This is a genomic window from uncultured Algibacter sp., assembly GCF_905480415.1.
In the GTDB taxonomy this organism is placed as follows: Bacteria; Bacteroidota; Bacteroidia; order Flavobacteriales; family Flavobacteriaceae; genus Algibacter_B.
Window position 1 is genome coordinate 1 of record NZ_CAJQQI010000149.1, and the last position, 23,339, is coordinate 23,339.

Sequence of the window (23,339 nt, forward strand, 5' to 3'; positions counted from 1 at the left end):
CATATTACAGAAGTGAAACACATTGCAGTAGATTCTGTAGATTGTGGTGCACAAACTGATTCTTGGAATGAAACCATTATTCAACTATGGGAAAGCCCACTTGAATTGGGTAAAACAGAATATCTAACGGTTTTTAAAGCATCGTCTATTCTTAAAAAAGTAGGCACAATGAAACCTTATGATTTAGATTCTGAAGTAAAATTTGAATATAGTAATTCTAACTTTCATACAGCGCAATTATTTGTCAATGATTTTGAAATAAAAGAAGGAAATCTAATTGTTAAATTAGCTATTGAAAAAACAGATTGTAAAGCCAAAGAACTTTGTGGTGTTCCTGAAACTATAGAAAAATCAACTTCGACTTTAGAATCGTCTTGCGCTCCTGGAGGTGGCTGTTGTTAATTATATAATAAATGATGAAAGATAAAATATTATTTAAAACTATATCCAATGTAATAAATTCATTAGATATAGCTGTAATTTCTAAGGAAAGAAAAGTTATACTTAAGCCTTTAATAGATTATTTAAAAGATAAGATTAGTGCTAACAAATCTATTCGCTTAAATTTTATTTGTACACATAATTCACGTCGTAGTCATTTGTCTCAAATTTGGGCACAAACTATGGCTGCTTATTATAATATCAATAACGTATCCTGTTATTCCGGAGGGACAGAAGCAACTGCAATGTTTCCAAAAGTTGGAGAAACTCTGAAAAATCAAGGCTTCCAGATTGCTAAATTATCAGAAGAGAATAACCCTGTTTACAGTGTTAAATTTTCCAAAAACGAACCGTCTATAATAGCTTTTTCAAAGCAATTTAGTGATGGTTTTAATCCAACTTCTGACTTTGTAGCAATTATGACTTGCTCTTCAGCAGATAAAGCTTGCCCTATGGTATTTGGTTGTGATAAGCGTATAGCCATAACCTATGAAGATCCAAAAAAGTCTGATGGCACAGTGCAACAAACAGAAACCTATTTAAAAAGAAGTTTGCAAATAGCAACAGAAATGAAGTTTGTGTTTTCCAATGTAAATTAGTTAATAATACATACAGATTAAAGCATAGAACCCCATAGTGTTTGATTTTCAATGGCATTCTATTTATCTGAATTATTATTCTGGCTAGAAAATTTACTTTCTAATTCCGCCTGAAACTCTTCCATTACCGGGCGCACGGTACTTTCGGGCAAGTCGGCAATTTTAATATACATCAACCCATCAACTGAGTTATTAAATAAAGGATCAACATTAAAAGCAACCAAACGGGCATTTTGTTTAATGTATTTTTTTAGTAGAACAGGCAATCGCAAGGCTCCTGGTTCAATTTCATCAATAAATTTATCAAATTTGTTTAAATCGGCTGCGGCTTCGTCAAAAACAAAATCTTTATCAGCGTCTTTTAACTTCACTTTAAACTCCTTTTTAGGGTATACATATTGTGCAATATAAGGGTCGTAATAATGAGATTTCATAAACTCCACCATCAGTGATTTTGAGAAGTTTGAAAACTGATTGCTTATACTTACACCACCAATTAAATATTTATGTTCAGGAAAACGCAAGGTAGTATGCACAATACCTTTCCAAAGTAAAAATAAAGGCATGGGTTTTTGCTGGTATTCTTTTATGATAAAAGCACGACCCATTTCTATGGACTGACTCATCATTTTATACAATTCTGGTTCAAACCTAAATAAATTTTGAAGATAAAAGCCATCAATACCATAACGCTCAAAAATCTTTGAGCCAAGTCCCATTCTGTAGGCGCCTGCAAGTACTTTCTTGTCGTTATCCCACAAAAACATGTGATGGTAGTAATTATCAAATACATCTAAATCTATAGCTTCATTAGTGCCCTCGCCAACTTCTCTAAACGTAATTTCTCTTAAACGTCCAATTTCACGAAGCATGTTAGGCATTTTATCAGCTTGAGCCAAAAACACCTCATAATTTTTACTTTGTAAAAGTCTAGAATCGTTTTCCCTAAGCGCATCAACTTCTTTAATCATCAAGCTATTGTCAACGGGCGTTACAATATTTTTTGGGACTTTGGGTGTTTTTAAGGTAGACGAAATGTTATCTAAGATCTTAGATTTGTTTTCAAAAGTATTAGAAAGCATATAGGTTTTCCGTCTTAAAAACTCTGAAAAACCATCAAGAGATGTATGTTCTTTTTGATCATTTACAGAAATGGGTTTCCCTATTCTAACTTTAATAATTCTACGTTTTTGCGTAAGAACTTCTGAAGGTAATTTAGCAGTTCTAAAAGTGTCGCTTAACTTTGAAAGTTGATAAAACAGATTACTATTTTTAGCATGAAAATAAATGGGCACAACAGGCACTTCAGCTTTTTTGACCAGTTTCATGGCAGCTTCTTCCCAAGGCTTATCAACGACTAACTTACCATCTTTGTACGTTGAAACTTCTCCTGCTGGAAATAAACCTAGCGGATGTCCATCTCTTAAATGTAATATCGAATTTTTAAAACCAGCAATACTAGATTTTACATCCTTTCTGTCTTCAAAAGGATTTACAGGCATAATATAGGGTTTTAATGGGGCTATACGATGTAATAAAAAGTTGGCTATTATTTTAAAATCATCGCGTTGCTCGAGCATTAATTTTAATAATAAAATACCATCAATTCCACCCAAAGGATGGTTTGAAACGGTAATATAAGCGCCTTCTTTTGGAAGCCTTTTTAGGTCTTCTTCTGGAATTTCAAACTTAATTTTAAATTCATCTAAAATACTATCTAAAAAATCAATGTCTTTTAGATGTTTGTGCTTTTTATAAAACTTATTTAATGTCGATATTTTAAGAACTTTCATTAAAAGCCAACCAATAAATGTTCCTATAAAACCATATTTATCTAGCTGGATAGCCTTCGCAACTTCTTTTGCATTTACAAGGCCTATATCGTTCGGTTTACTCATGAGTGTAAATGTACTGAATAAACTATTTAGTTACTACTTGAACGGTTTCTTGAGTTAATTGTTTCAACAATACCGTTTTATCAGTTTCAATTTGATTTATGGCCGACTGATTGTAATGACGAATCGTATAAAGGGATACGTTTTTATCAGTGGTTACCTTAAATTTTGCTTTTAAATGATGCAAAAGTTTATCTAGGTTATTATAAATATCATCAACACAAACCGAAAAACTAATAGCAGAGTTTTGAATAACATCGACTTTCATTTTATAAGTGTGTAAAAGATTGAAAATTTCACCTATATTTTCTTCAACGATATATGAAAAATCTAGTGATGATAAAGAAATTAATACTTGATTTTTTTTCACAATGAAGCAAGGAATCATAGGGTCTAAAGTTGCATTTTTCCCTATTTGAGTTCCAGGTGCCTCGGGGTTTAAAAATGATTTTACATATAGAGGAATTTCCTTGCCTTGTAAAGGTTGCAATGTTTTTGGGTGAATAACCGATGCGCCATAAAATGCTAATTCTATAGCTTCTCGATATGATATTTTATTTAATAATTGTGCGTTTTCAAAATAACGAGGATCAGCATTTAAAACACCAGGGACATCTTTCCAAATAGTAACAAGTTCAGCATTTAAGCAATAAGCATAAATAGCAGCAGTATAGTCACTACCTTCTCTACCAAGTGTCGTTGTGAAATTGTTTTTGTCGCTGCCTAAAAATCCTTGAGTTATATTTAAAATAGAGGTGTTAAATTTTGATGAAATTAGACGTTGTGTTTCTTTCCAATCCACATTGGCGCGTCTATAATAATTGTCAGTTTTAATTTGATTTCTAACGTCTATCCAGTTGTTTTTTATGCCAATAGCGTTTAAGTATTCGCTAATTATTGTTGTGGATAGAAGTTCTCCAAAACCTATAACTTGGTCGTAAACAAAATTGTAATCAGGGGATTTATTGGTTTTTAAAAATCGATTTAACTCATCAAACAAGGTGTTAACTTTTTTGAAAGCGATATGGTTTACATTTTCAAATAAATCAAGTAAAATTTCATTATGATATTTTTTGACCTCCTGAAGTGAACTTTGTAATTCTTTTTTGTTTTCAAAATAGTTTTTTATTAACAGTTCGATGGCATTTGTAGTTTTTCCCATAGCAGAAACTACAATCAAAGTATTTTTTTGTCCAGTTTTATTTAAAACTGAAGCCAAATTTTTCACACCGTTTGCATCCTTTATTGATGCTCCACCAAATTTAAATACTTGCATATTATAATTTTGCTATATAATTTTTAATCCCAGTCTCATTTAGTTGAACAACATCCCAATCACGCATTACATTAGCGCCTTTTTGTTCGTAAAAGTTAATAGCGGGTTCATTCCAATCTATAACTTCCCAATTAATACGCTTGACACCTAAATCGTATCCGTATTGAACCACTTTATTTAAAAGTGCAGTTCCTAATCCTTTTCCTCGCATAGATTTACTAACGATTAAATCTTCTAAATGCAATATTTTACCTTTCCAAGTGGAGTAACGGTTGTAGATTAAAGCAATACCTTCAATTTTAGAATTTACATCGGCTACAAAACAATGAAATGCAGGGTGTTCTCCAAAGCCATCGTGTTTTAAATCATCAGCGGTAACCTCTACAGCATGAGGTTCTTTTTCAAACGTGGCTAATTCTTTAATTAAATGAAGCACTTGCGGCATATCATTTCTTGTCGCATTTCTAATAACGTAATCCATAGTTTTTATTATTCATCCAAATATAGTTTAAAGTTGAGTAATGGTGAAGTTTTAAATTTAGCGAAAACGTTGTAGTTCATTAAATTTTATTGATATTTGTTTAAATTTAACTGCAGTATTTATGTCTCACAAAAAGCAAACCTTAGGAGAATTTATAATTGAAAATCAATCTTCATTTCAATTTTCTTCTGGTGAATTATCAAGTCTAATAAATTCTATTCGATTGGCCGCAAAGGTTGTAAATCATGAGGTGAATAAAGCCGGGTTAGTCGATATTATTGGAGCAGTAGGCGACACAAATATCCAAGGTGAAGACCAGCAAAAGCTGGATGTTTATGCTAACGAAAAGTTTATTCAAACACTTACAAATAGAAATATTGTTTGTGGAATTGCGAGTGAGGAAGAAGATGATTTTATAGCTATTAATAGTCAAGATGAAAACCATCAAAATAAATATATTGTATTGATTGATCCTTTAGATGGGTCTTCTAATATAGATGTAAATGTTTCTGTAGGCACTATTTTTTCGATTTATAGACGTGTAACTCCTGTGGGGACACCAGTAACTATAGATGATTTTTTACAAAAAGGAAGTGAGCAAGTAGCTGCTGGTTATGTAGTCTATGGAACATCAACTATGTTAGTATATACTACTGGAGATGGTGTAAACGGGTTTACTTTGAACCCTGCAATAGGGTCTTTCTATTTGTCTCATCCAGACATGGAGTTTTCAGTTGACGGAAATATTTATTCTGTAAATGAAGGAAACTATATTCACTTTCCGCAAGGCATAAAAAATTATATTAAATATTGTCAATTAGAAGAAGAAGATAGACCATATACATCAAGATATATTGGTTCTTTAGTGTCCGATTTCCACAGGAATATGATTAAAGGAGGTATTTACTTATATCCTCAAAGTTCAAAAAATCCTAATGGTAAGTTACGTCTGTTATATGAATGTAACCCAATGGCTTTTCTGGCAGAACAAGCTAATGGAAAAGCTAGTGATGGATTTACAAGAACTATGGACGTAGAACCAACTGAATTGCATCAGCGTGTCCCTTTTATTTGCGGAAGTAAAAATATGGTTGACAAAGCTGAGGAGTTTATGCGGAATGTGTATTAAGCGAATAATAATCTAGATATAAAAAATGCGAACTGTTTAGTTCGCATTTTTTATTAAAATATTTTGATAAGTTACATAGCAACCAAATCGCCAGCAACATCTTTAGATGGTAAATTAGATTTGCCCATTAAATATAAATCTACCTGTCTTGCAGCTTCTCTACCTTCAGAAATAGCCCAAACAATTAAAGATTGACCACGACGCATATCACCAGCAGCAAATATGTTTGGAATATTAGTTTGATATTTTCCATACCCTGCTTTGTAGTTAGAGCGTGCATCAGTTTTAATTCCTAATTTATCAGAAAGTGTACTTTCGGGACCTGTAAAACCAAGCGCCAATAAAGCTAAATCACAGGGCCAAGTTTTTTCAGTACCTTCAATTTCTATAAGTTGAGGACGTTCACCTGGAACCATTTTCCACTCCACATTCACTGTTTTTAAAGCCGTTAATTTACCGTTCTCATCTTTTACAAACTCTTTAGTATTGATTAACCAGTTACGCTCAACGCCTTCCTTATGAGAAGAAGATGTTTTTAATTGTAATGGCCAAAAAGGCCAAGGTGTAGTTGGTGAACGATGTCCGGGGGGTTTTGGCATAATTTCAAAATTAACTACCGATTTAGCGCCTTGACGGTTGGAGGTTCCTATACAATCTGAACCCGTATCACCACCTCCAATTACGATGACATTTTTATCAGTTGCCATGATTTGGTTTTCTACCTTTTTTCCAAATAGCACTTTAGTTTGCTGTGTTAAGAAATCCATAGCTTGTACTACACCATCAGCATCAATACCAGGAGTTGGAAGACTACGTCTTTCTGTTGCACCACCACATAATACTATTGAATCGAATTTTTTTAGTTCTTCAACACTATAATTAACGCCAACGTTAACGTTAGTTTTAAATAGGATGCCTTCTGCTTCTAAAATAGCTAAACGACGATCTATAATTTCTTTTTCCATTTTGAAGTTAGGAATACCGTAACGTAATAATCCTCCAACTTCATCATCACGTTCAAAAACAGTTACTGTATGTCCAGCTCTATTTAATTGTTGTGCAGCAGCTAAACCAGCGGGTCCTGAGCCAATAACAGCAATAGTTTTACCTGTTCTAGTTTTTGGTGGTTGTGGTTTAATCCAGCCTTCTTTAAAAGCACGCTCAACAATATTTTTTTCAATATTTTCAATGGATACAGGGTCTTCTATAATACCTAATACACATGATTGCTCACATGGCGCAGGACATAAACGACCTGTAAACTCAGGAAAATTATTTGTTGAATGTAATATCCAAGACGCTTTTTGCCACTCACCTTGATGTACCATATGGTTGAAATCAGGAATTAAATTTCCTAAAGGGCAACCACTATGACAAAATGGAATACCACAATCCATACATCGTGAACCTTGTTTTTTTAGTTCGGGCTCGCTTAATGAGACCGTAAATTCTTTATAATGTTTTACACGATTTTCTACAGGCGTGTACGTTTCATCTTGTCTTTCAAATTCTTTAAATCCAGTTACTTTTCCCATGACACTATGCTGTTGTTAATTCTTCTACCATTGGTTCTTCAGTTTCTAAACGTTTCAAGGCACGTTTGTATTCAATTGGCATTACTTTTACGAAATTACTAAGACTCGTATCCCAGTCTGCTAATAGTTTTTTACCAAGACCACTATTTGTATAAAGTACATGCTTTTCAATAGTTTGTTTTAATTCTGCTGCATCATCATTTATGATATCCTCAAATTCGATAGACTCTGTATTGCATAATCCGTTTACAAACTTGTTATTAGGATCGTAAACATAAGCAATACCACCACTCATGCCAGCAGCAAAGTTTCTTCCAGTTTTTCCTAAAACTATAACTTTTCCACCGGTCATATATTCACAGCAGTGATCTCCAACACCTTCAACTACAGCTATTGCACCAGAGTTACGAACAGCAAAACGCTCGCCCGCAATTCCATTAATGTAAGCTTCCCCTTGAACAGCTCCAAATAAACAAACATTACCTACTATAATATTGTTCTCTGCAATAAAATCTGCTTTAGCGGGTTTTTTGATGATTAATTTTGCCCCAGATAAACCTTTGCCTAAATAATCATTGGTATTTCCTTCAACAGTAAATGTTAATCCGTGCGCTCCGAAAGCCCCAAAACTCTGTCCGGCAGAACCTGTAAAGTTGATGTTTAAGGTGTCTTCTGGTAAACCAAGATGACCATAAATTTTTGATATCTCATTACTAACTATAGCACCAACAGTACGGTTTATATTTTTAATTGAATACGCTAGAGTCATTTTTTCCTTTCTATATAAAGCTCTATGCGAATCTTTTAATATATCAAAATCTAAAACGTTTTCTAAGTTATGATCTTGTTTTTTAGTATTCTTAACTGTCAATTCTCTATAAGCGGCTGGTCTATGTAAAATACTAGATAAATCTAAACCTTTTGCTTTATAGTGCTTGATAGCATGATTAGCGTTTATTTTGTGTGTTTGTCCCACCATTTCATCTAGAGTTCTAAACCCTAATTGTGCCATAATGCCTCTTAATTCTTCCGCTATATAGAAGAAGAAATTAATAACGTGTTCTGGTGTGCCTTTAAAGTTTTTACGTAAATCTTTATCTTGAGTTGCAATACCTACAGGGCAAGTGTTTAAGTGACACTTACGCATCATAATACAACCTGAAGCGACTAAAGGAGCGGTAGCAAAACCAAATTCTTCAGCACCTAATAATGCTGCAATAGCGACGTCACGGCCTGTTTTTAACTGACCATCACATTCTACAACAATTCTACTTCTTAAGTTATTTAGCACTAACGTTTGTTGCGCTTCAGATAAACCTAGTTCCCAAGGTAATCCAGCGTGTTTTAGTGATGTTAAAGGAGAAGCTCCTGTTCCACCATCATATCCAGAAATTAAAACAACATCAGCTTTTGCTTTTGCAACACCAGCAGCAATTGTTCCAACACCAACTTCAGAAACTAATTTTACATTAATTCGAGCTTCTCGATTGGCATTTTTTAAATCAAATATTAATTGCGCTAGATCTTCAATAGAGTAAATATCGTGATGTGGTGGTGGAGAAATTAACCCCACAAATGGTGTAGAGTTACGTACCGCAGCAATCCAAGGGTATACTTTATATCCTGGTAATTGTCCACCTTCTCCAGGTTTAGCACCTTGTGCCATTTTTATTTGAATCTCTTTAGCATTCGTTAAGTAGTGTGAAGTCACTCCAAAACGACCTGACGCCACTTGTTTTATGGCCGAATTACGGCTGTCTCCATTAACGTCTTTTTGGAAACGCTTTCGGTCTTCGCCACCTTCTCCAGAATTAGATTTCCCTCCAATTCTGTTCATGGCTATGGCTAAATTCTCATGGGCTTCACGAGAAATAGAACCGTAAGACATAGCTCCGGTTTTAAATTTTTTCACAATCTCTGTCCATGGCTCTACTTCTTCTAAAGGAATAGGATCTAAGTTATCAAACTCAAATAAACCACGAATAGTCATTAAGTTTTCAGATTGCTCGTTTATGGCTTTTGCATACACATCGTAACTTGCCTGATCACTTAATCTAACAGCTTGCTGTAATTTTGAAACTGTAGTAGGGTTGAATAAGTGACGTTCGCCATTACGTCTCCATCTGTAATCGCCACCAATGTTCAATCCTAAATTTTTATCAATAGTATTGTCTGGATAGGCTTGTTTATAACGTTGGTCAATTTCTTTTTCTATTTCATATAAACCAATACCTTCTATTCTTGATGCGGTATAAGGGAAATATTTTTCAACAAATTGGGAATTAAATCCAACAATCTCGAAAATTTGAGAACCTCTATATGAATGTAGTGTAGAGATTCCAATTTTATTCATGATTTTTAAAATACCTTTTCCAATTGCTTTATTGAAATTATCGACTGCTTCTTGTTCATCCATGCCAGTTATGAAGCCATCTTTAACTTGCGTTCTTATAATTTCATTTACCATATATGGGTTGACTGCACTAGCACCATAACCAAATAAAGTAGCAAAATGATGCGGTTCACGAGGTTCTGCAGATTCAATAATAATATCGAAATAAGAACGCTTACGTAAACGATTCAACTGATGATTTACATAAGAACATGCTAATAACGCAGGGATAGGAGCTAAATCTTGATTTACACCTCTATCAGAAAGAATAATAATATTTGTTTTCCGTTCTAAAGCCTTTTCAATTTGAATGATGATATCATCAAGAGCATCTTCTAAACCATTCATTCCTTTAGCTTTTTGATAAAGTATTTGGATGGTTTCTGTTTTGAAACTTTCAATTTGAATAGTTCTTACTTTTTCTAAATCGGCATTTGAAATAACAGGGTTTTGAATTCTTAATTTTCTACACTGTCTTTCAGTGATACTGAAAATATTTCTGTCTTTCCCCAAATTCAAACTTATATCGGTAACAATCTCCTCACGAATACCATCTAAAGGTGGATTAGTAACTTGAGCAAATAGTTGTTTAAAGTAGTTTGAAATCAATTGAGGTCTATCGGATAAAACCGCTAAAGGCGTGTCAACTCCCATTGATCCTAGAGCTTCTTTACCAACAATGGCCATAGGGGTTATAACCTCTTGAATATCTTCAAACGTATAGTTGAATAAACGTTGTCGTGTCTTGATGTCAATAGTTTCAATTGGGCAAGTTTCATTTGTATAAGGAACATCCTTTAAATGTAAACGTGTTTTGTATAACCATTCTTTATAAGGTCTTTCAGAAACAATTTTACTTTTTATTTCTTCATCTTCAATAATTCGTCCTTTATTCATATCAACCAAGAACATTTTTCCTGGTTCTAATCTGCCGTGTTCTTTAACATCTTCTGGTGCTACATCTACAACACCAATTTCTGAAGACATAATGAGTTTACCACTTTTGGTAATCGTATATCTTGAAGGTCTTAGTCCGTTTCTATCTAATAAAGCGCCTATATAATCACCATCGGTAAATGGCACTGAAGCCGGGCCATCCCAGGGCTCCATAATACAGCCGTTATATTCGTAAAACGCTTTACGATCCTCAGACATGGTGGCATGTTTTTCCCAAGCTTCAGGAATCATCATCATCATGATTTCAGGAAGAGAACGGTCAGTATGTGTTAATAATTCAACGACCATATCCATGGAAGCTGAATCTGATTTCCCTGGTAAAATTATTGGGAATAATTTATCTATTTGCGGTCCGAAAACATCACTTCTCATAATTTCTTCACGAACACGCATTCTACTTACATTACCACGCAGGGTATTGATTTCACCATTCTGACACATAAAACGGAATGGTTGCGCCAATTCCCAGGTAGGCATCGTATTGGTAGAGAAACGTTGGTGCACCAGAGCCAAACGTGTAACTAGATCTATCTGCTGTAGATCCGTATAATATGGACCGATATCTTCGGGCATAATAATGCCTTTGTATATTAAGGTTGTTGTTGATAAACTCGGAACGTAAAAATAACCACTTTCAGAGATTTTCGATTCTCTAATAGCATGTTCAGTTATTTTTCTAGCGGCATATAATTTGGCTTTAAAAGTTGCTTCATCAATAGCTTTTGTTTTTCCAACAAATAGTTGTTCAATATTAGGCTCTGAGGCTAAGGCAATTTCTCCTAACTGCGAAGAGTCAACAGGTACTTGTCTCCATCCTAAAATCGATAGCCCTTGAGCTTTAACTTCATTTTCAAAAATTGTTTTACAAAAATCATATTGGTTAGTTACTTTAGGTAAAAACACCATACCAACAGCATACGCCCTTTGTTCGGGTATATTAAAATCGCAAACGCGTTTAAAATAGTCATGAGGGATATCAATTAATAAACCAGCGCCATCACCAGTTTTTCCATCAGCACTTACACCGCCACGGTGCTCTAATTTTACCAGAATTTCTAGAGCATCGTGTATGATTTGATTTGTCTTCTCGCCTTTAAGATTACAAATAAAACCTGCGCCACAGTTCTCATGTTCGAATTCGGGGGAATATAGTCCTTGTTTCTTCAGCATAATCAACAATTAATGAGTTTAACAACTTGAGTTGAATAGCTAAGGTACATTCTAGATTTTGAATTACAATAGGGTGAATTTCATTATTTCGATTTTAGAAGACATCAGCTTATAAAAATAATTATATATCAATATTAAACCAGTTTTCTAACAAATATTCAAACTAAAAGAATGCTGATATGTATATAGGAGTGAATTTGTGTTAAGAATTTATAGAATATATAAAAAGTATAATATGAATGGTCTAACAACATGGACAATAATTCGAATGATTATGTTGTTAAAATATCAAAATATCAAATATTAAACTTAATACCCTTAAAGAAATAGGGTAAAAATTGAATTATATATAAAAATAAATCAAATACCCCCATTTTTTATGGGGGTTAAAATTTTTTAATATAGTTTTGGGTCGTTCTTAAGAAAAGTTAGGTCTATAAATATTAAACTCAAAACAAAAACTAATCAAAATTTAGACCTACCTCATTAAAAAACTTAAAATGAAAACAATTATGAAAAAATTATTTACACTTTCAATGCTTTTTGTAGCAACATCCTTATTTGCTCAAGAAGAAGTAACAGAAAAAAAATTATCTATTACAGGTAGCATAGATGCTTATTACAGAGCTAATTTAAATGCTCCAAATGATCTTGAAAACTGGACTGCTCCAGGTTCTTCGTTTGCAAATTTACCTGGTTTTGCTTTAGGTATGGCTAACGTTGTTATGTCTTATGAAGGCGAAAAAACTGGTTTTGTTGCTGATTTAGTATTTGGACCAAGAGGTACTGATGCCATTTTTGCTTCTCCAATGTATTCTGCTACAGGGAATATCATTAACCAATTATATGCTTACTGGAATGTTAGTGAGTCCGTAACCTTAACCATGGGTAACTTTAATACTTTTTTAGGGTACGAAGTAATTTCTCCAACGGCTAATTTTAACTACAGCACATCTTATTTATTCTCTTATGGGCCATTTAGCCATACGGGTATTAAAGCGGATATTGCATTATCTGAAGATTTTAGTTTAATGTTAGGTGTTTTCAATGACACTGACTTAACAGAATTTAATCCAACAGGTGATTATGCATTTGGTGCTCAATTAGGATATGCTGGACAATACTTAAACTTTTTGTTAGACCCTTCTTTTACAGAAATAGATTTTACCGGTGGGTTTGATTTATCAGATGATTTCTTTTTAGGAATTAACGCTGCGTATTTAAGTCTTGAAGATGATGGTGGTGGATTTTCTGGTGTAGCATTATATCCTCAATTAGCAACTTCTGAGACTTTCACAATCGGATTAAGAGGTGAGTATTTTGTTGAAGATGGAGCTTTCGGAGCTATTGGATCAGGTGTTGAAGATACAAGTGTTTTTGCAGCGACTTTAACAGGTAGTTTTGCTATAGATAACTTAACAATCAAGCCAGAACTTAGATTAGATTCTGCTTCTGATGATTCGTTTTTAGACAACGATTTAGCTACAAGTAAAAGCTTAAGCTCATTTGTTTTAGCAGCTATCTATTCATTCTAAATACAGATAAAGACCATTCCTAAATAAATTATTTGGGAATGGTCTTTTACCAAATTAACTAATCAATAAAAACATATATAATATGAAGAAAATTGAAGCAATTATTAGAAAATCCAAATACAGTGCAGTTAGAAATGCATTGCATGAAGTTGGTGTAAACTTTTTCTCATACTGGGATGTAACGGGTTTAGGAAATGAAAAAGAAGGACACGTTTACCGCGGTGTGAGTTATAGCACTAGTGATATTCAACGAAGACATTTATCCATCGTTGTAAATGATGATTTTGAAGCAATAACTATTAAAGCAATCCTTGAGTCAGCAAATACTGGAGAGGTTGGAGATGGTAAATTATTCGTGTCAGATATCAACGAATGTTACAGAATACGAACAGGAGAAAAGGGTGGAAACACTTTAAAATAATAACATTAAAATAATTTAAATTATGGAAGGATTATTTACAGCTAATAACGTATGGATGATGGTTTGTACGGCACTCGTTTTCTTCATGCACACAGGTTTTGCATTTTTAGAAATTGGGTTAACAAGACAAAAGAATACAATTAATATTCTATTTAAGAATATCTTTATAATAACTGCTGGTCTGTTATTATATTACCTTATAGGTTTTAACTTAATGTACCCAGGATTTGCTGAAGGATCTTCAGGATTTTTTGAGTTTGCAGGATTTGGTATTGCACCACCTGAAAACGGAATGACACCAGAATATGCTGATGGTGGTTATACGTGGTGGACAGATTTCTTGTTCCAAGGGATGTTTGCTGCAACTGCTGCAACAATTGTTTCTGGAGCAGTTGCTGAACGTATTAAAATTGGACCATTTATGATATTTGTAATATTATATGTTGGTATTATATATCCATTAGCCGGATCATGGAAATGGGGTGGTGGATTCTTAGATATGAGAGAAACTCCTTTTTACGATTTTGCAGGTTCTACATTAGTGCACTCTGTTGGTGGTTGGGCTGCTTTAGTTGCAGTTTGGTTATTAGGGTCTCGTATAGGGAAGTTTAAAAACGGAAAACCACAAGCTATCCCCGGACATAACATTCCATTAGCAACTGCTGGTGTATTAGTGTTATGGTTAGGATGGTTTGGATTTAATGGAGGTTCAGTACTTTCTGCAGATCCAGAATTAACATCTATAACTTTAGTTACTACATGTTTAGCAGCTGCCGCTGGTGGTATAGTTGCTGCTTTAGTATCATTCTTAAAATATAAGAATTTAGATTTAACGATGTTCTTAAATGGTATTTTAGGTGGTTTAGTTGGTATTACTGCCGGTGCAGATCAAATGAGTCCAGAGGATGCTATTTTAATTGGAGCTATTGCTGGGGCAATAATAGTATTTGCAGTTAGCTTAGTTGATAGATTAAGATTAGATGATCCTGTTGGTGCTATTGCTGTGCACTTAGTTTGCGGTATATGGGGAACATTAGCAGTTGGTATTTTTGGAAATTTAGCTGGAATGGATCAATTTATTAGCCAGTTGGTTGGTATTGGATCTTATGCTGTTATATGTATTGCTTCATCATTTTTAATTTTATTCACACTAAAGAAAACAGTAGGAATTAGAGTTTCTGAAAAAGAAGAATTAGAAGGATTAGATTTACATGAACACGGAATGAGTGCTTACTCAGATTTTAGAATGAATGAGCATTAATCACTAAAAAATAGTTTAGTTAGTTAGTAAAAAGGATGTCTTGCACTGTGCAAGGCATCCTTTTTTGTTATAGAACCAATTAAAACATGTAAATACTTTAAAGTGGTACTAATATTTTTTAATTTTATAGAAACGATTAATAACGACATCATCATGAAGAAAATAGAAGCTATTATAAGAAAGTCGAAGTATAAATTAGTTAAAGACGCTCTTCATGAAGTTGGAGTTAATTTTTTTTCCTATTGGGATGTTACAGGAATAGGGAACGAAAAGGAAGGGCATGTGTATAGGGGTGTTTCATATAGTACAAATGATATTCAACGCAGGTACCTTTCAATTGTTGTAAATGATAGTTTTGCAGATGCGACAATTAAGGCTATTTTAAGTGCTGCAAGTACGGAAAATGTTGGTGATGGTAAGATTTTCGTTTCTGATATAGAAGAATGCTATAGAATTAGGACAGGCGAAAAAGGTGGAGATACTTTGAATTAGTAATTTTTTCAAAATCAAGAATATAAAAAAATGCTTATTCTGAGTATAGAATAAGCATTTTTTATAGTATAAAGTTTCTAGATTTAACTAAGCAGAATTTCTACTTGCGTTAATATTACCAAATAAAGAACGCGTTACAATTTTTTCGAATATCTTCTTTTCTTCATCATCATCAGCAACACCTGCTTTTTCTAATTCTTGAATCTTTTTAAGAGCATACTGTTGTATGGTTAGTAATGGCAGGACTATAGATTCTCGAACTTCAATTGATGCTTTTCCAGAAGGTTCATTCTCCATTAATTCTTCGTAGCCTGTTAGTTTAAGCAGTAATCTTTTAGTAGTAAGATATTCTGTATATATAATATTCCAGAATTCACCAAATTCTTCGTCTTTAGACATATACTTTGTTAAATCGAAAAACGATTTAGTTAAAGACATCATACTATTTTCTAATAATGTTCTAAAGAATTTGGAGTTATTATAAAGCTGCTCTACTTTATCAAATTCACCTCTATCTTCATATTGTTTTAATGCAGTTCCAACGCCGTAAAAACCAGGAACATTTTGTTTTAACTGACTCCAAGAGCCAACAAAAGGAATAGCTCTTAAATCAGAGAAGATTAATTTATCTGAAGTGCCTCTTTTTGAAGGACGACTACCAATGTTGGTTTTTGCATAGTATTTTAAAGTACTCATACGTTCCAAATATGGTATGAACATGGGATGATTTTTAAAATCCTTGTATGTTTCGTAGCTCGTTTCTGCTAAATTGGTTATCACTACCCTGTCTTTATCAGATAGTATATTTTTTTCACCATCTATTCTGTTTTTTATTCCAGAACTTATTAATTGTTCTAAATTATATTTAGATGAGTCAAGAGTTCCAAAATTAGAACTGATGGTTTGCCCTTGAATAGTGAGTTGAACTTCTTTGTCTTCAATTGTTGGTCCTAATGAAGAGTAAAATTGGTGTGTTTTTCCACCGCCACGCGCTGGTGGGCCACCACGACCATCAAAAAATATGGCCGTAATATCATATTTTCTAGACATTTCAGTTAGCAATTCTTTTGCTTTATAAATACCCCAGTTAGCCATTAGATACCCTCCATCTTTTGTGCCGTCAGAAAAACCAAGCATGATATGTTGTTTGCTTCCTCGTGCTCTTAAATGTGCCATATATTCTGGGTTAGTATATAATTGCTCCATAACCCCAGGCGCATTTTCTAAATCAGGAATAGTTTCAAATAACGGAGCAACATCAACCGTTAGGTCATTTTTAAAGGCAACCATTTTTAACATGGCAAATAACTGAATGACATTTAAAGCCGTTTGATTATTACTAATAATATATCGGTTTGCACCGCGCTCTCCGTTGCTATTTTGTATATCTTTTATAATGGCAATGGTTTTAAGTGTGTTTCTAACCATTTCATCTTCAAAATCATCTATACCCGCAATGTCATCTGTTGCTTTAGATAATATTTCGATTTGTTCATTTTCTGATAAATCATTATAATTATCTGGGAATGAAGAATTACCCAACGCAATTAATTTATTAATTACGGTTGTAAACACACTATGGTGAATTCTACTATCTTGACGTATATCTAAAGAAGCAAAACTATACCCAAATAGATGTACACGGTTAATTAAATTATTAAGCTCGCTTTCATATAATGAGTGATAATCATTCACTACAATGTGCCTAATACTTAATAATTCTTTAATAAAATCTCTTGAAGAAATAATGTCTTCATTATCAGAATTTTGGTTTGTGCTATAGTTGTAGAATATGGTTTCTAAATGGACAATACGCTCTTCAACTCCTCTAAAAGTTAATTTTTTCCTTAAATCTTTTAAATCTTCGTAGTATTTTTTATGGATAGATTGCTTTAGTTTTTTAGCCACTTCCAGTGTGGTGTCCGGTTTTACAAAAGGATTTCCATCACGATCTCCCCCTGGCCAGAATCCAATGTTTATTATCTCGTTGTGTTTTTTGCCGTCATCATAAATATTGGTTTGAATGTAATTATAAATCTCTCCAAATGTTTTGTAAAAAACATTTTCTAAATACCACATTAAACTTTTTGCCTCGTCATAAGGGGTAGGTTTGTGGTGTTTAAAAAAAGGTGTTTTCCCCAATTGCCCGAATAAATTGTTAATTTCAGACAGATCGTTTTCTTTTATTGCTTCAGTTAGATTTGTAATAATACCCAAAACAGATCCTGGGTAGAATTGAGTTGGGTGCGCTGTTAAAACAATACGAACTTTAAACTCATCTAAATAATTTTGCAATTCTTCAAGTTTACCCTCAGCGATGGCAGATCCTTTTAGGTTTCGTAGCGTACCAATACCATCCATATTATTTACTACAGGAAAGGCAGCGTCTTCAATGGCGTCAAACAAAACGACTTGTCGTTCTATATATTGAATAAACCTAAACAGTAAGTTTATTTGACTTTGCTTATTTCTTCGTGCTTGATATTTTTTAAAGAAAGTTTCAACAATGGTAGTAGGGTCTTCACCATGTTTAAATCCTTTCTCACAAGTTTCATGAAATAAAGGAAGTAGCACCCCTGTTTTTGTTACCGAATCGAAAGGTAATGTCATAAATATACTGTTGTATATTTGATATTTTGATAAAACATTCTTATTGAATCGTGCTATTTTTGGTGCTACGGACATATATTATTTTGTTGAAAAAATTATCTATAAAAGTAATGAAGCTAGAGCTAAGCACATAGTTTTTTTAAAGTTTTACGGATTTTTGCGGTATGTTCAAGTCTAATTAAGAATAATTAAATAAAACAGAGAATAACCTCGAATCTTTATAATTTAATAAACGTTACACTAGATTAGTCATCACCACTTTTAAGTTTGTAATAATCTTGGAGTATGATATATGTCATGTTCTATGCTTGTTGGTCATGATATCTTTACCGGTTAGTACCATTCAAAAATTAAATAGTGTAAAATAACAAGTATGAAAAAAATACATTCGTTTCACATTCCTGTAATGGGTATTGGTTTTACAATCGATACGCCTTTAAAAGTGTCGTAGTGCACTATGAAAAGTTCTGTTCTAGGTGAATTAGAAAAAAGTGAGGTTACTTTAAATCAAATTCTATTAGACATTCAAAAATATAAATTAAACATACGGGTTTAGGGCCTTACTGAAAGACGCGTTCAAGTTTTGTTAATAATTGGAAGATTTTTTGATGATATTTTAGATTTTTTATCAAATGATTGAAGGTATTCTATCGAATGCTTTTTTCTAGGTAATTAATCTATAATTAATTTAATTATGTGAGATATTTGTGTCCTAACGAATTGGATTAATTCAATTACTTATGTTATCTAATCATTCAGAATACCCTTAAAATGGATTTAGTAAAAGAAATACAACGTCTTAAAAAAGAAAAGAACGCAGTTATTTTAGCGCATTATTATCAAGTGCCAGAAATACAAGATATTGCTGATTATGTTGGGGATAGCCTAGGCTTATCTCAAAAAGCAGCTGAAACGGATGCTGATATGATTGTATTTGCTGGTGTGCATTTTATGGCAGAAACCGCAAAAATTTTAAGTCCAGATAAAACCGTAGTTTTGCCAGATTTAAATGCAGGATGTTCGTTGGCAGATTCTTGTCCGCCAGAAACTTTTGAAAAATTTACTCAAGCACATCCAAATCATGTAGTGATTACTTATGTAAACTGTTCTGCAGAAATTAAAGCTTTAAGCGACATTGTTTGTACATCTTCAAATGCATTAAAAATTGTAAATTCTATTCCAAAAGAGATGCCTATTATCTTTGCGCCAGATAAAAATCTTGGAAAGTATATTATAAATGAAACGGGCAGAGATATGTTACTTTGGGATGGCAGTTGCATTGTACATGAAGCTTTTTCTATGGATAAACTTATAGAACTTCATAGAAAATATCCTGATCACAAAATTATAGCGCATCCAGAATCTGAAACTCATATTTTAGATACAGCTACTTACATAGGTTCTACCTCAGGAATGATAAATTATGTAAAGAAACATCAAGACCATAAATTTATTGTGGCTACAGAAGCAGGTATTTTACATAAAATGCAGCAAGAAGTTCCAAATACAGAATTGATTCCAGCACCGGCAAAAGAGGATAACACTTGTGCATGTAGTGAGTGTCATTTTATGAAAATGAATACGCTTCAAAAGCTATATGATTGTATGCTTAATGAGTCTCCTCAAATAGAGGTTGATTCAGAAATAATTAAAAGGGCTTTATTGCCAATAGAACGCATGTTAGAGTTATCCAAATAAAATGACTACAGATTATTTAGTAATAGGTTCTGGCATTGCGGGGTTAACTTTTTCAGTTAAAATTGCTGAAAAATTCCCCAATAAAAATATTGTTATTGTCACGAAAGCAAGTGAAGACGAATCTAATACTAAATATGCTCAAGGAGGAGTTGCCATTGTTTCAAATAAAGAAGAAGATTCATTTAAAAAACACATAAAAGATACTTTAATAGCCGGAGACGGTCTTTGTCGAGAAGATGTTGTTGAAATGGTCATTAAAGAAGGTCCCGAGCGTTTAAAAGAATTACTCCTTTGGGGAGCTAATTTTGATGTTAATGACACGGGTAAATTTGACTTAGGAAAAGAAGGCGGGCACTCAGAATATCGTATTATACATCATAAAGATATTACTGGTTACGAAATTGAAAGAGCATTATTGAGTAAAGCCCATCAATTGCCTAATATTTCTATTTTACCACATCATTTTGCAATTGATTTAGTAACAAATCACCATATAAGAGATTATAATTCTAAAAAACTAACATGTTTTGGTGCTTATGTTTTAGATCAAAAATCAGGTAAAATTCGTACTATTAAAGCTAATAGTACTTTATTGGCTTCAGGAGGTATTGGGTGTGTTTATGGGCATACAACAAATCCTGTAATTGCTACAGGTGATGGAATAGCTATGGCTTACAGGGCGAAAGCACGAATTAAGGATATGGAATTTGTACAATTTCACCCAACAGCTTTGTATGAAGCTAAAGGCGAATCTTCATTTTTAATTTCGGAGGCGGTTAGAGGTTTTGGAGCTTATCTTAGGAATAAAAAAGGATACCGATTCATGCCTGATTATGATGAACGTGCTGAACTTGCGTCAAGAGATATTGTATCTCAAAGTATTGATAGCGAATTAAAAAAATCAGGCGAAGCCCATGTGTATTTAGATTGTACACATTTAGATATGGATGCTTTTATCAACCATTTTCCTAACATTTATAAGGAATGTTTGGAGCATCATATTGACATTAAAGCAGATTGGATTCCTGTGGTTCCTGCATCACATTATTTATGTGGTGGTATCGAAGTAAATAAAAAGGGGATGACCACTATTAATAGTCTATTTGCATGTGGAGAATGTTCAAGAACTGGGTTGCATGGAGCAAATAGGTTAGCTTCAAATTCTCTACTGGAAGCTTTGGTGTACGCGCATAATATTTATAAATACCAGTCTGAAATACAGTGTAAATCTGTAAATGTTGATATTCCTGATTGGAATGATGAAGGAACTACTATCACCAAAGAACATGTTCTAATTCAACATAATTTAAAACAATTACAAGCTTTAATGCGAGATTATGTTGGTATTGTAAGAAGTAATAAGCGTTTGAAACGAGCGATTACGCATTTAGATTTAATTTATGAGGAAGTTGAAGATTTGTATCGAGAATCTAAACTTACCACGTCGCTTTGTGAATTACGAAATATGATTAATGTGGCTCACCTAATCATTAGACAATCATTAGATAGATTTGAAAATAAAGGCGGTTACTATAATATGGATAATGTAAAACATTAAACGAGACTCTTTCAAAGAATCTCGTTTAAAATGTTTTGGACCAAAAAGGTTCTATTTTCCAAGCATCAATAATTCGCCACATACAACTTCGGTAATATAGCGTTTGTTGCCATCTTTATCGTCATAGCTTCTTGAAGTTAACTTACCCTCGATAGCAACTTCTTTGCCTTTAGTGACATATTTCTCAATAATTTCAGCTGTTTTTCCCCAAGCTACAACATTATGCCATTGCGTATCTGTTATTTTTTCACCTTTATTATTGGTGTAGCTTTCATTCGTTGCAATGTTAAATTTAGCAAGTGTTTTTCCTGATTCTAGATTGATGATTTCTGGATCGTTTCCTAAGTTACCAATCAACTGTACTTTGTTTCTAAGTGTGTTCATAATTTTAAATTTTAATCGTTAAACAGTTAATACTATCGAGTTCTTATGTTTCGACACTGCAAAGATGTAACAGTATCAAAATTTTATTCGGTTATTAATTATTTAAAATCGTTTGTAAATGTTTGTAGTCGTTTGTAAACGAATAAATATTTATATATTTGTATTATGACTGTTCATATAGAAACAGAACGACTGATTTTAAGAGATCTACGTTTAACAGATTTAGAATCTATGTTTGAATTAGATTCGAATCCATTAGTTCATGAATATCTTGGTAACAAACCATTTACTGATATTAAACAATCCGAAGAAAATATTAAAAGCGTCTTATCTCAATATAATGAGCGAGGTATTGGTCGTTGGGCGGCAATAGAAAAATTAACTGGTCATTTTATAGGTTGGACAGGGCTTCGTTTGAATACGGAATATGAAATGAATGGTCACACAAGCTTTATGGATATTGGATATCGATTAATGCCAAAATATTGGGGACAAGGCTATGCAACTGAATCATCAATTGCAGCATTAAACTATGCGTTTAATACAATGCAACTAGAATTAATTAATGGTATTACAGAATTAGGAAATGAAGCATCTCACATTGTATTATTAAAAATAGGATTAGAGCATACCGAAGATTTCTTCTGTGAACAAGAACAAATGAAATTGCGTTGGTACGAACTTAAAAAAGTAAATTATGAAAAAAACATGTCCTGAATGTGGCGACAAAATTGTTGGTAGAGTCGATAAAAAATTCTGTAGTGATGCATGTCGCAACGCCTATAACAATAAAGTGAATAAGGATAGTAAAAATTTAATACGGAATACAAACAATAGACTTCGTAAAAACTATAGAATTTTAGAAACATTAAATCCCGACAAAAAAACAAGAACGTCAAGAGCAAAACTTATAGAGGCTGGTTTTGATTTTAATTACTTTACAAGTATTTACACAACCAAAGTGGGAACTATTTATTATTTTGTTTACGATCAAGGGTACTTACCATTGGATGGTGATTATTATGCACTAGTAAAACGAGAAAGCTAATATGGAAGAATTTTTGCTATTTCTAAAGGGAAATTCTAATGTTTTAATTCCAATTGCTATGGTTTTAGTATTTGGTGTTATAGCTTTTTTAGCTATTTATTTTAGCAATAAAAAAACAATGCTTCGTGAGTTTAAAAAAAGCAGAAAAAAGCCAATTAATAGAATTCAAGAAAATGAGTATGCCAAAATTATTGGAAGAGCAAAACACGTAAGCCAACCTTTGGAGGCGCATCTCAGTGGTCGAAAATGTGTCTATTATCACGTAATCGTTGAGGTAAAAGGAGATAAAAGTTGGAGTCGAATTATTAATGATGAAAAGCATCAGGACTTTTTTATTGAAAGTAATTCTGAAATGGCTATTGTAAAAATGTCTTTGCTTCAAAAAAGCATGAAGCGTTTTTTTTTAGTGAAAGATTATAAAGAGAAATCAGGATTTAGAAATGACGCTACAGAAAAA

General features: G+C 33.0%; 19 protein-coding genes. 12 read left to right on the forward strand and 7 right to left on the reverse strand.

The window, feature by feature from the left end:
- A partial coding sequence (locus tag QZ260_RS10215; protein ID WP_295985789.1) for a DUF6428 family protein occupies positions 1 to 402 on the forward strand: 402 nt, incomplete at its 5' end.
- An 11-nt stretch (positions 403 to 413) separates the two neighbouring features.
- A complete protein-coding gene (locus QZ260_RS10220) occupies positions 414 to 1,040 on the forward strand; it encodes a protein-tyrosine-phosphatase (RefSeq protein WP_295985790.1) in 627 nt (208 codons plus the stop codon).
- Positions 1,041 to 1,099: 59 nt separating this feature from the next.
- Here QZ260_RS10220 and QZ260_RS10225 read toward each other — a convergent pair whose 3' ends face one another.
- From QZ260_RS10225 to QZ260_RS10235, 3 genes are read right to left on the reverse strand one after another with little or no spacing between them, the layout of a single operon-like run.
- Positions 1,100 to 2,938: a lysophospholipid acyltransferase family protein gene (locus tag QZ260_RS10225; RefSeq protein ID WP_295985793.1), complete on the reverse strand. Its 1,839-nt coding sequence runs from the start codon at positions 2,936 to 2,938 to the stop codon at positions 1,100 to 1,102.
- A gap of 22 nt (positions 2,939 to 2,960) precedes the next feature.
- A complete protein-coding gene (locus QZ260_RS10230) occupies positions 2,961 to 4,211 on the reverse strand; it encodes an aspartate kinase (RefSeq protein ID WP_295985795.1) in 1,251 nt (416 codons plus the stop codon).
- Position 4,212: 1 nt separating this feature from the next.
- On the reverse strand, positions 4,213 to 4,692 hold the full coding sequence (locus tag QZ260_RS10235) for a GNAT family N-acetyltransferase (RefSeq protein ID WP_295985797.1): 480 nt from the start codon (positions 4,690 to 4,692) through the stop codon (positions 4,213 to 4,215).
- 121 nt (positions 4,693 to 4,813) lie between these two features.
- Between QZ260_RS10235 and fbp the strand changes: the two genes are divergently transcribed.
- Entirely contained in the window at positions 4,814 to 5,821 is a 1,008-nt protein-coding gene (gene fbp, locus QZ260_RS10240; protein ID WP_295985798.1) for a class 1 fructose-bisphosphatase, read from the forward strand.
- A gap of 71 nt (positions 5,822 to 5,892) precedes the next feature.
- Here the strand turns inward: fbp and QZ260_RS10245 are convergent, their stop codons facing one another.
- A complete protein-coding gene (locus tag QZ260_RS10245) occupies positions 5,893 to 7,356 on the reverse strand; it encodes a glutamate synthase subunit beta (RefSeq protein ID WP_295985801.1) in 1,464 nt (487 codons plus the stop codon).
- Positions 7,357 to 7,360: 4 nt separating this feature from the next.
- Positions 7,361 to 11,875: a glutamate synthase large subunit gene (gene gltB / locus QZ260_RS10250; protein ID WP_295985802.1), complete on the reverse strand. Its 4,515-nt coding sequence runs from the start codon at positions 11,873 to 11,875 to the stop codon at positions 7,361 to 7,363.
- A gap of 512 nt (positions 11,876 to 12,387) precedes the next feature.
- Here gltB and QZ260_RS10255 point away from each other — a divergent pair.
- The 4 genes from QZ260_RS10255 (at position 12,388) to QZ260_RS10270 (ending at position 15,584) form a co-directional block, all read left to right on the forward strand.
- Complete coding sequence (locus QZ260_RS10255) at positions 12,388 to 13,410, forward strand: outer membrane beta-barrel protein (protein WP_295985803.1); 1,023 nt, start codon at positions 12,388 to 12,390, stop codon at positions 13,408 to 13,410.
- Positions 13,411 to 13,492: 82 nt separating this feature from the next.
- Positions 13,493 to 13,831 (forward strand): P-II family nitrogen regulator, encoded by a 339-nt coding sequence (locus QZ260_RS10260; protein WP_295985805.1) that lies wholly within the window; start codon positions 13,493 to 13,495, stop codon positions 13,829 to 13,831.
- 22 nt (positions 13,832 to 13,853) lie between these two features.
- Positions 13,854 to 15,092, forward strand: a complete 1,239-nt coding sequence (amt, locus tag QZ260_RS10265; RefSeq protein ID WP_295985809.1) for an ammonium transporter — start codon at positions 13,854 to 13,856, stop codon at positions 15,090 to 15,092.
- 153 nt (positions 15,093 to 15,245) lie between these two features.
- Positions 15,246 to 15,584 carry a P-II family nitrogen regulator gene (locus tag QZ260_RS10270; protein WP_295985812.1) on the forward strand — a complete coding sequence of 113 codons (339 nt, stop codon included), beginning with the start codon at positions 15,246 to 15,248 and terminating at the stop codon, positions 15,582 to 15,584.
- Positions 15,585 to 15,671: 87 nt separating this feature from the next.
- Here QZ260_RS10270 and QZ260_RS10275 read toward each other — a convergent pair whose 3' ends face one another.
- Positions 15,672 to 18,269 carry a phosphoenolpyruvate carboxylase gene (locus QZ260_RS10275; protein ID WP_295985815.1) on the reverse strand — a complete coding sequence of 866 codons (2,598 nt, stop codon included), beginning with the start codon at positions 18,267 to 18,269 and terminating at the stop codon, positions 15,672 to 15,674.
- 696 nt (positions 18,270 to 18,965) lie between these two features.
- Here QZ260_RS10275 and nadA point away from each other — a divergent pair.
- Together nadA and nadB are read left to right on the forward strand one after the other, a co-directional pair.
- Positions 18,966 to 19,892 (forward strand): quinolinate synthase NadA, encoded by a 927-nt coding sequence (gene nadA, locus QZ260_RS10280; RefSeq protein WP_295985818.1) that lies wholly within the window; start codon positions 18,966 to 18,968, stop codon positions 19,890 to 19,892.
- A 1-nt stretch (position 19,893) separates the two neighbouring features.
- On the forward strand, positions 19,894 to 21,450 hold the full coding sequence (nadB, locus tag QZ260_RS10285) for an L-aspartate oxidase (protein ID WP_295985823.1): 1,557 nt from the start codon (positions 19,894 to 19,896) through the stop codon (positions 21,448 to 21,450).
- A 51-nt stretch (positions 21,451 to 21,501) separates the two neighbouring features.
- Here the strand turns inward: nadB and ssb are convergent, their stop codons facing one another.
- Positions 21,502 to 21,834 carry a single-stranded DNA-binding protein gene (gene ssb / locus QZ260_RS10290; protein ID WP_295985825.1) on the reverse strand — a complete coding sequence of 111 codons (333 nt, stop codon included), beginning with the start codon at positions 21,832 to 21,834 and terminating at the stop codon, positions 21,502 to 21,504.
- 165 nt (positions 21,835 to 21,999) lie between these two features.
- Between ssb and QZ260_RS10295 the strand changes: the two genes are divergently transcribed.
- The 3 genes from QZ260_RS10295 to QZ260_RS10305 form a co-directional block, all read left to right on the forward strand.
- Entirely contained in the window at positions 22,000 to 22,551 is a 552-nt protein-coding gene (locus QZ260_RS10295; RefSeq protein WP_295985828.1) for a GNAT family N-acetyltransferase, read from the forward strand.
- The gene (locus QZ260_RS10300) at positions 22,532 to 22,882 is read left to right on the forward strand and encodes a hypothetical protein (protein WP_295985832.1); all 351 of its coding nucleotides are present in this window, start codon (positions 22,532 to 22,534) and stop codon (positions 22,880 to 22,882) included. The genes QZ260_RS10295 and QZ260_RS10300 overlap by 20 nt, the downstream gene beginning before the upstream one ends.
- A 1-nt stretch (position 22,883) precedes the next feature.
- A partial coding sequence (locus QZ260_RS10305) for a hypothetical protein (RefSeq protein WP_295985835.1) occupies positions 22,884 to 23,339 on the forward strand: 456 nt, incomplete at its 3' end.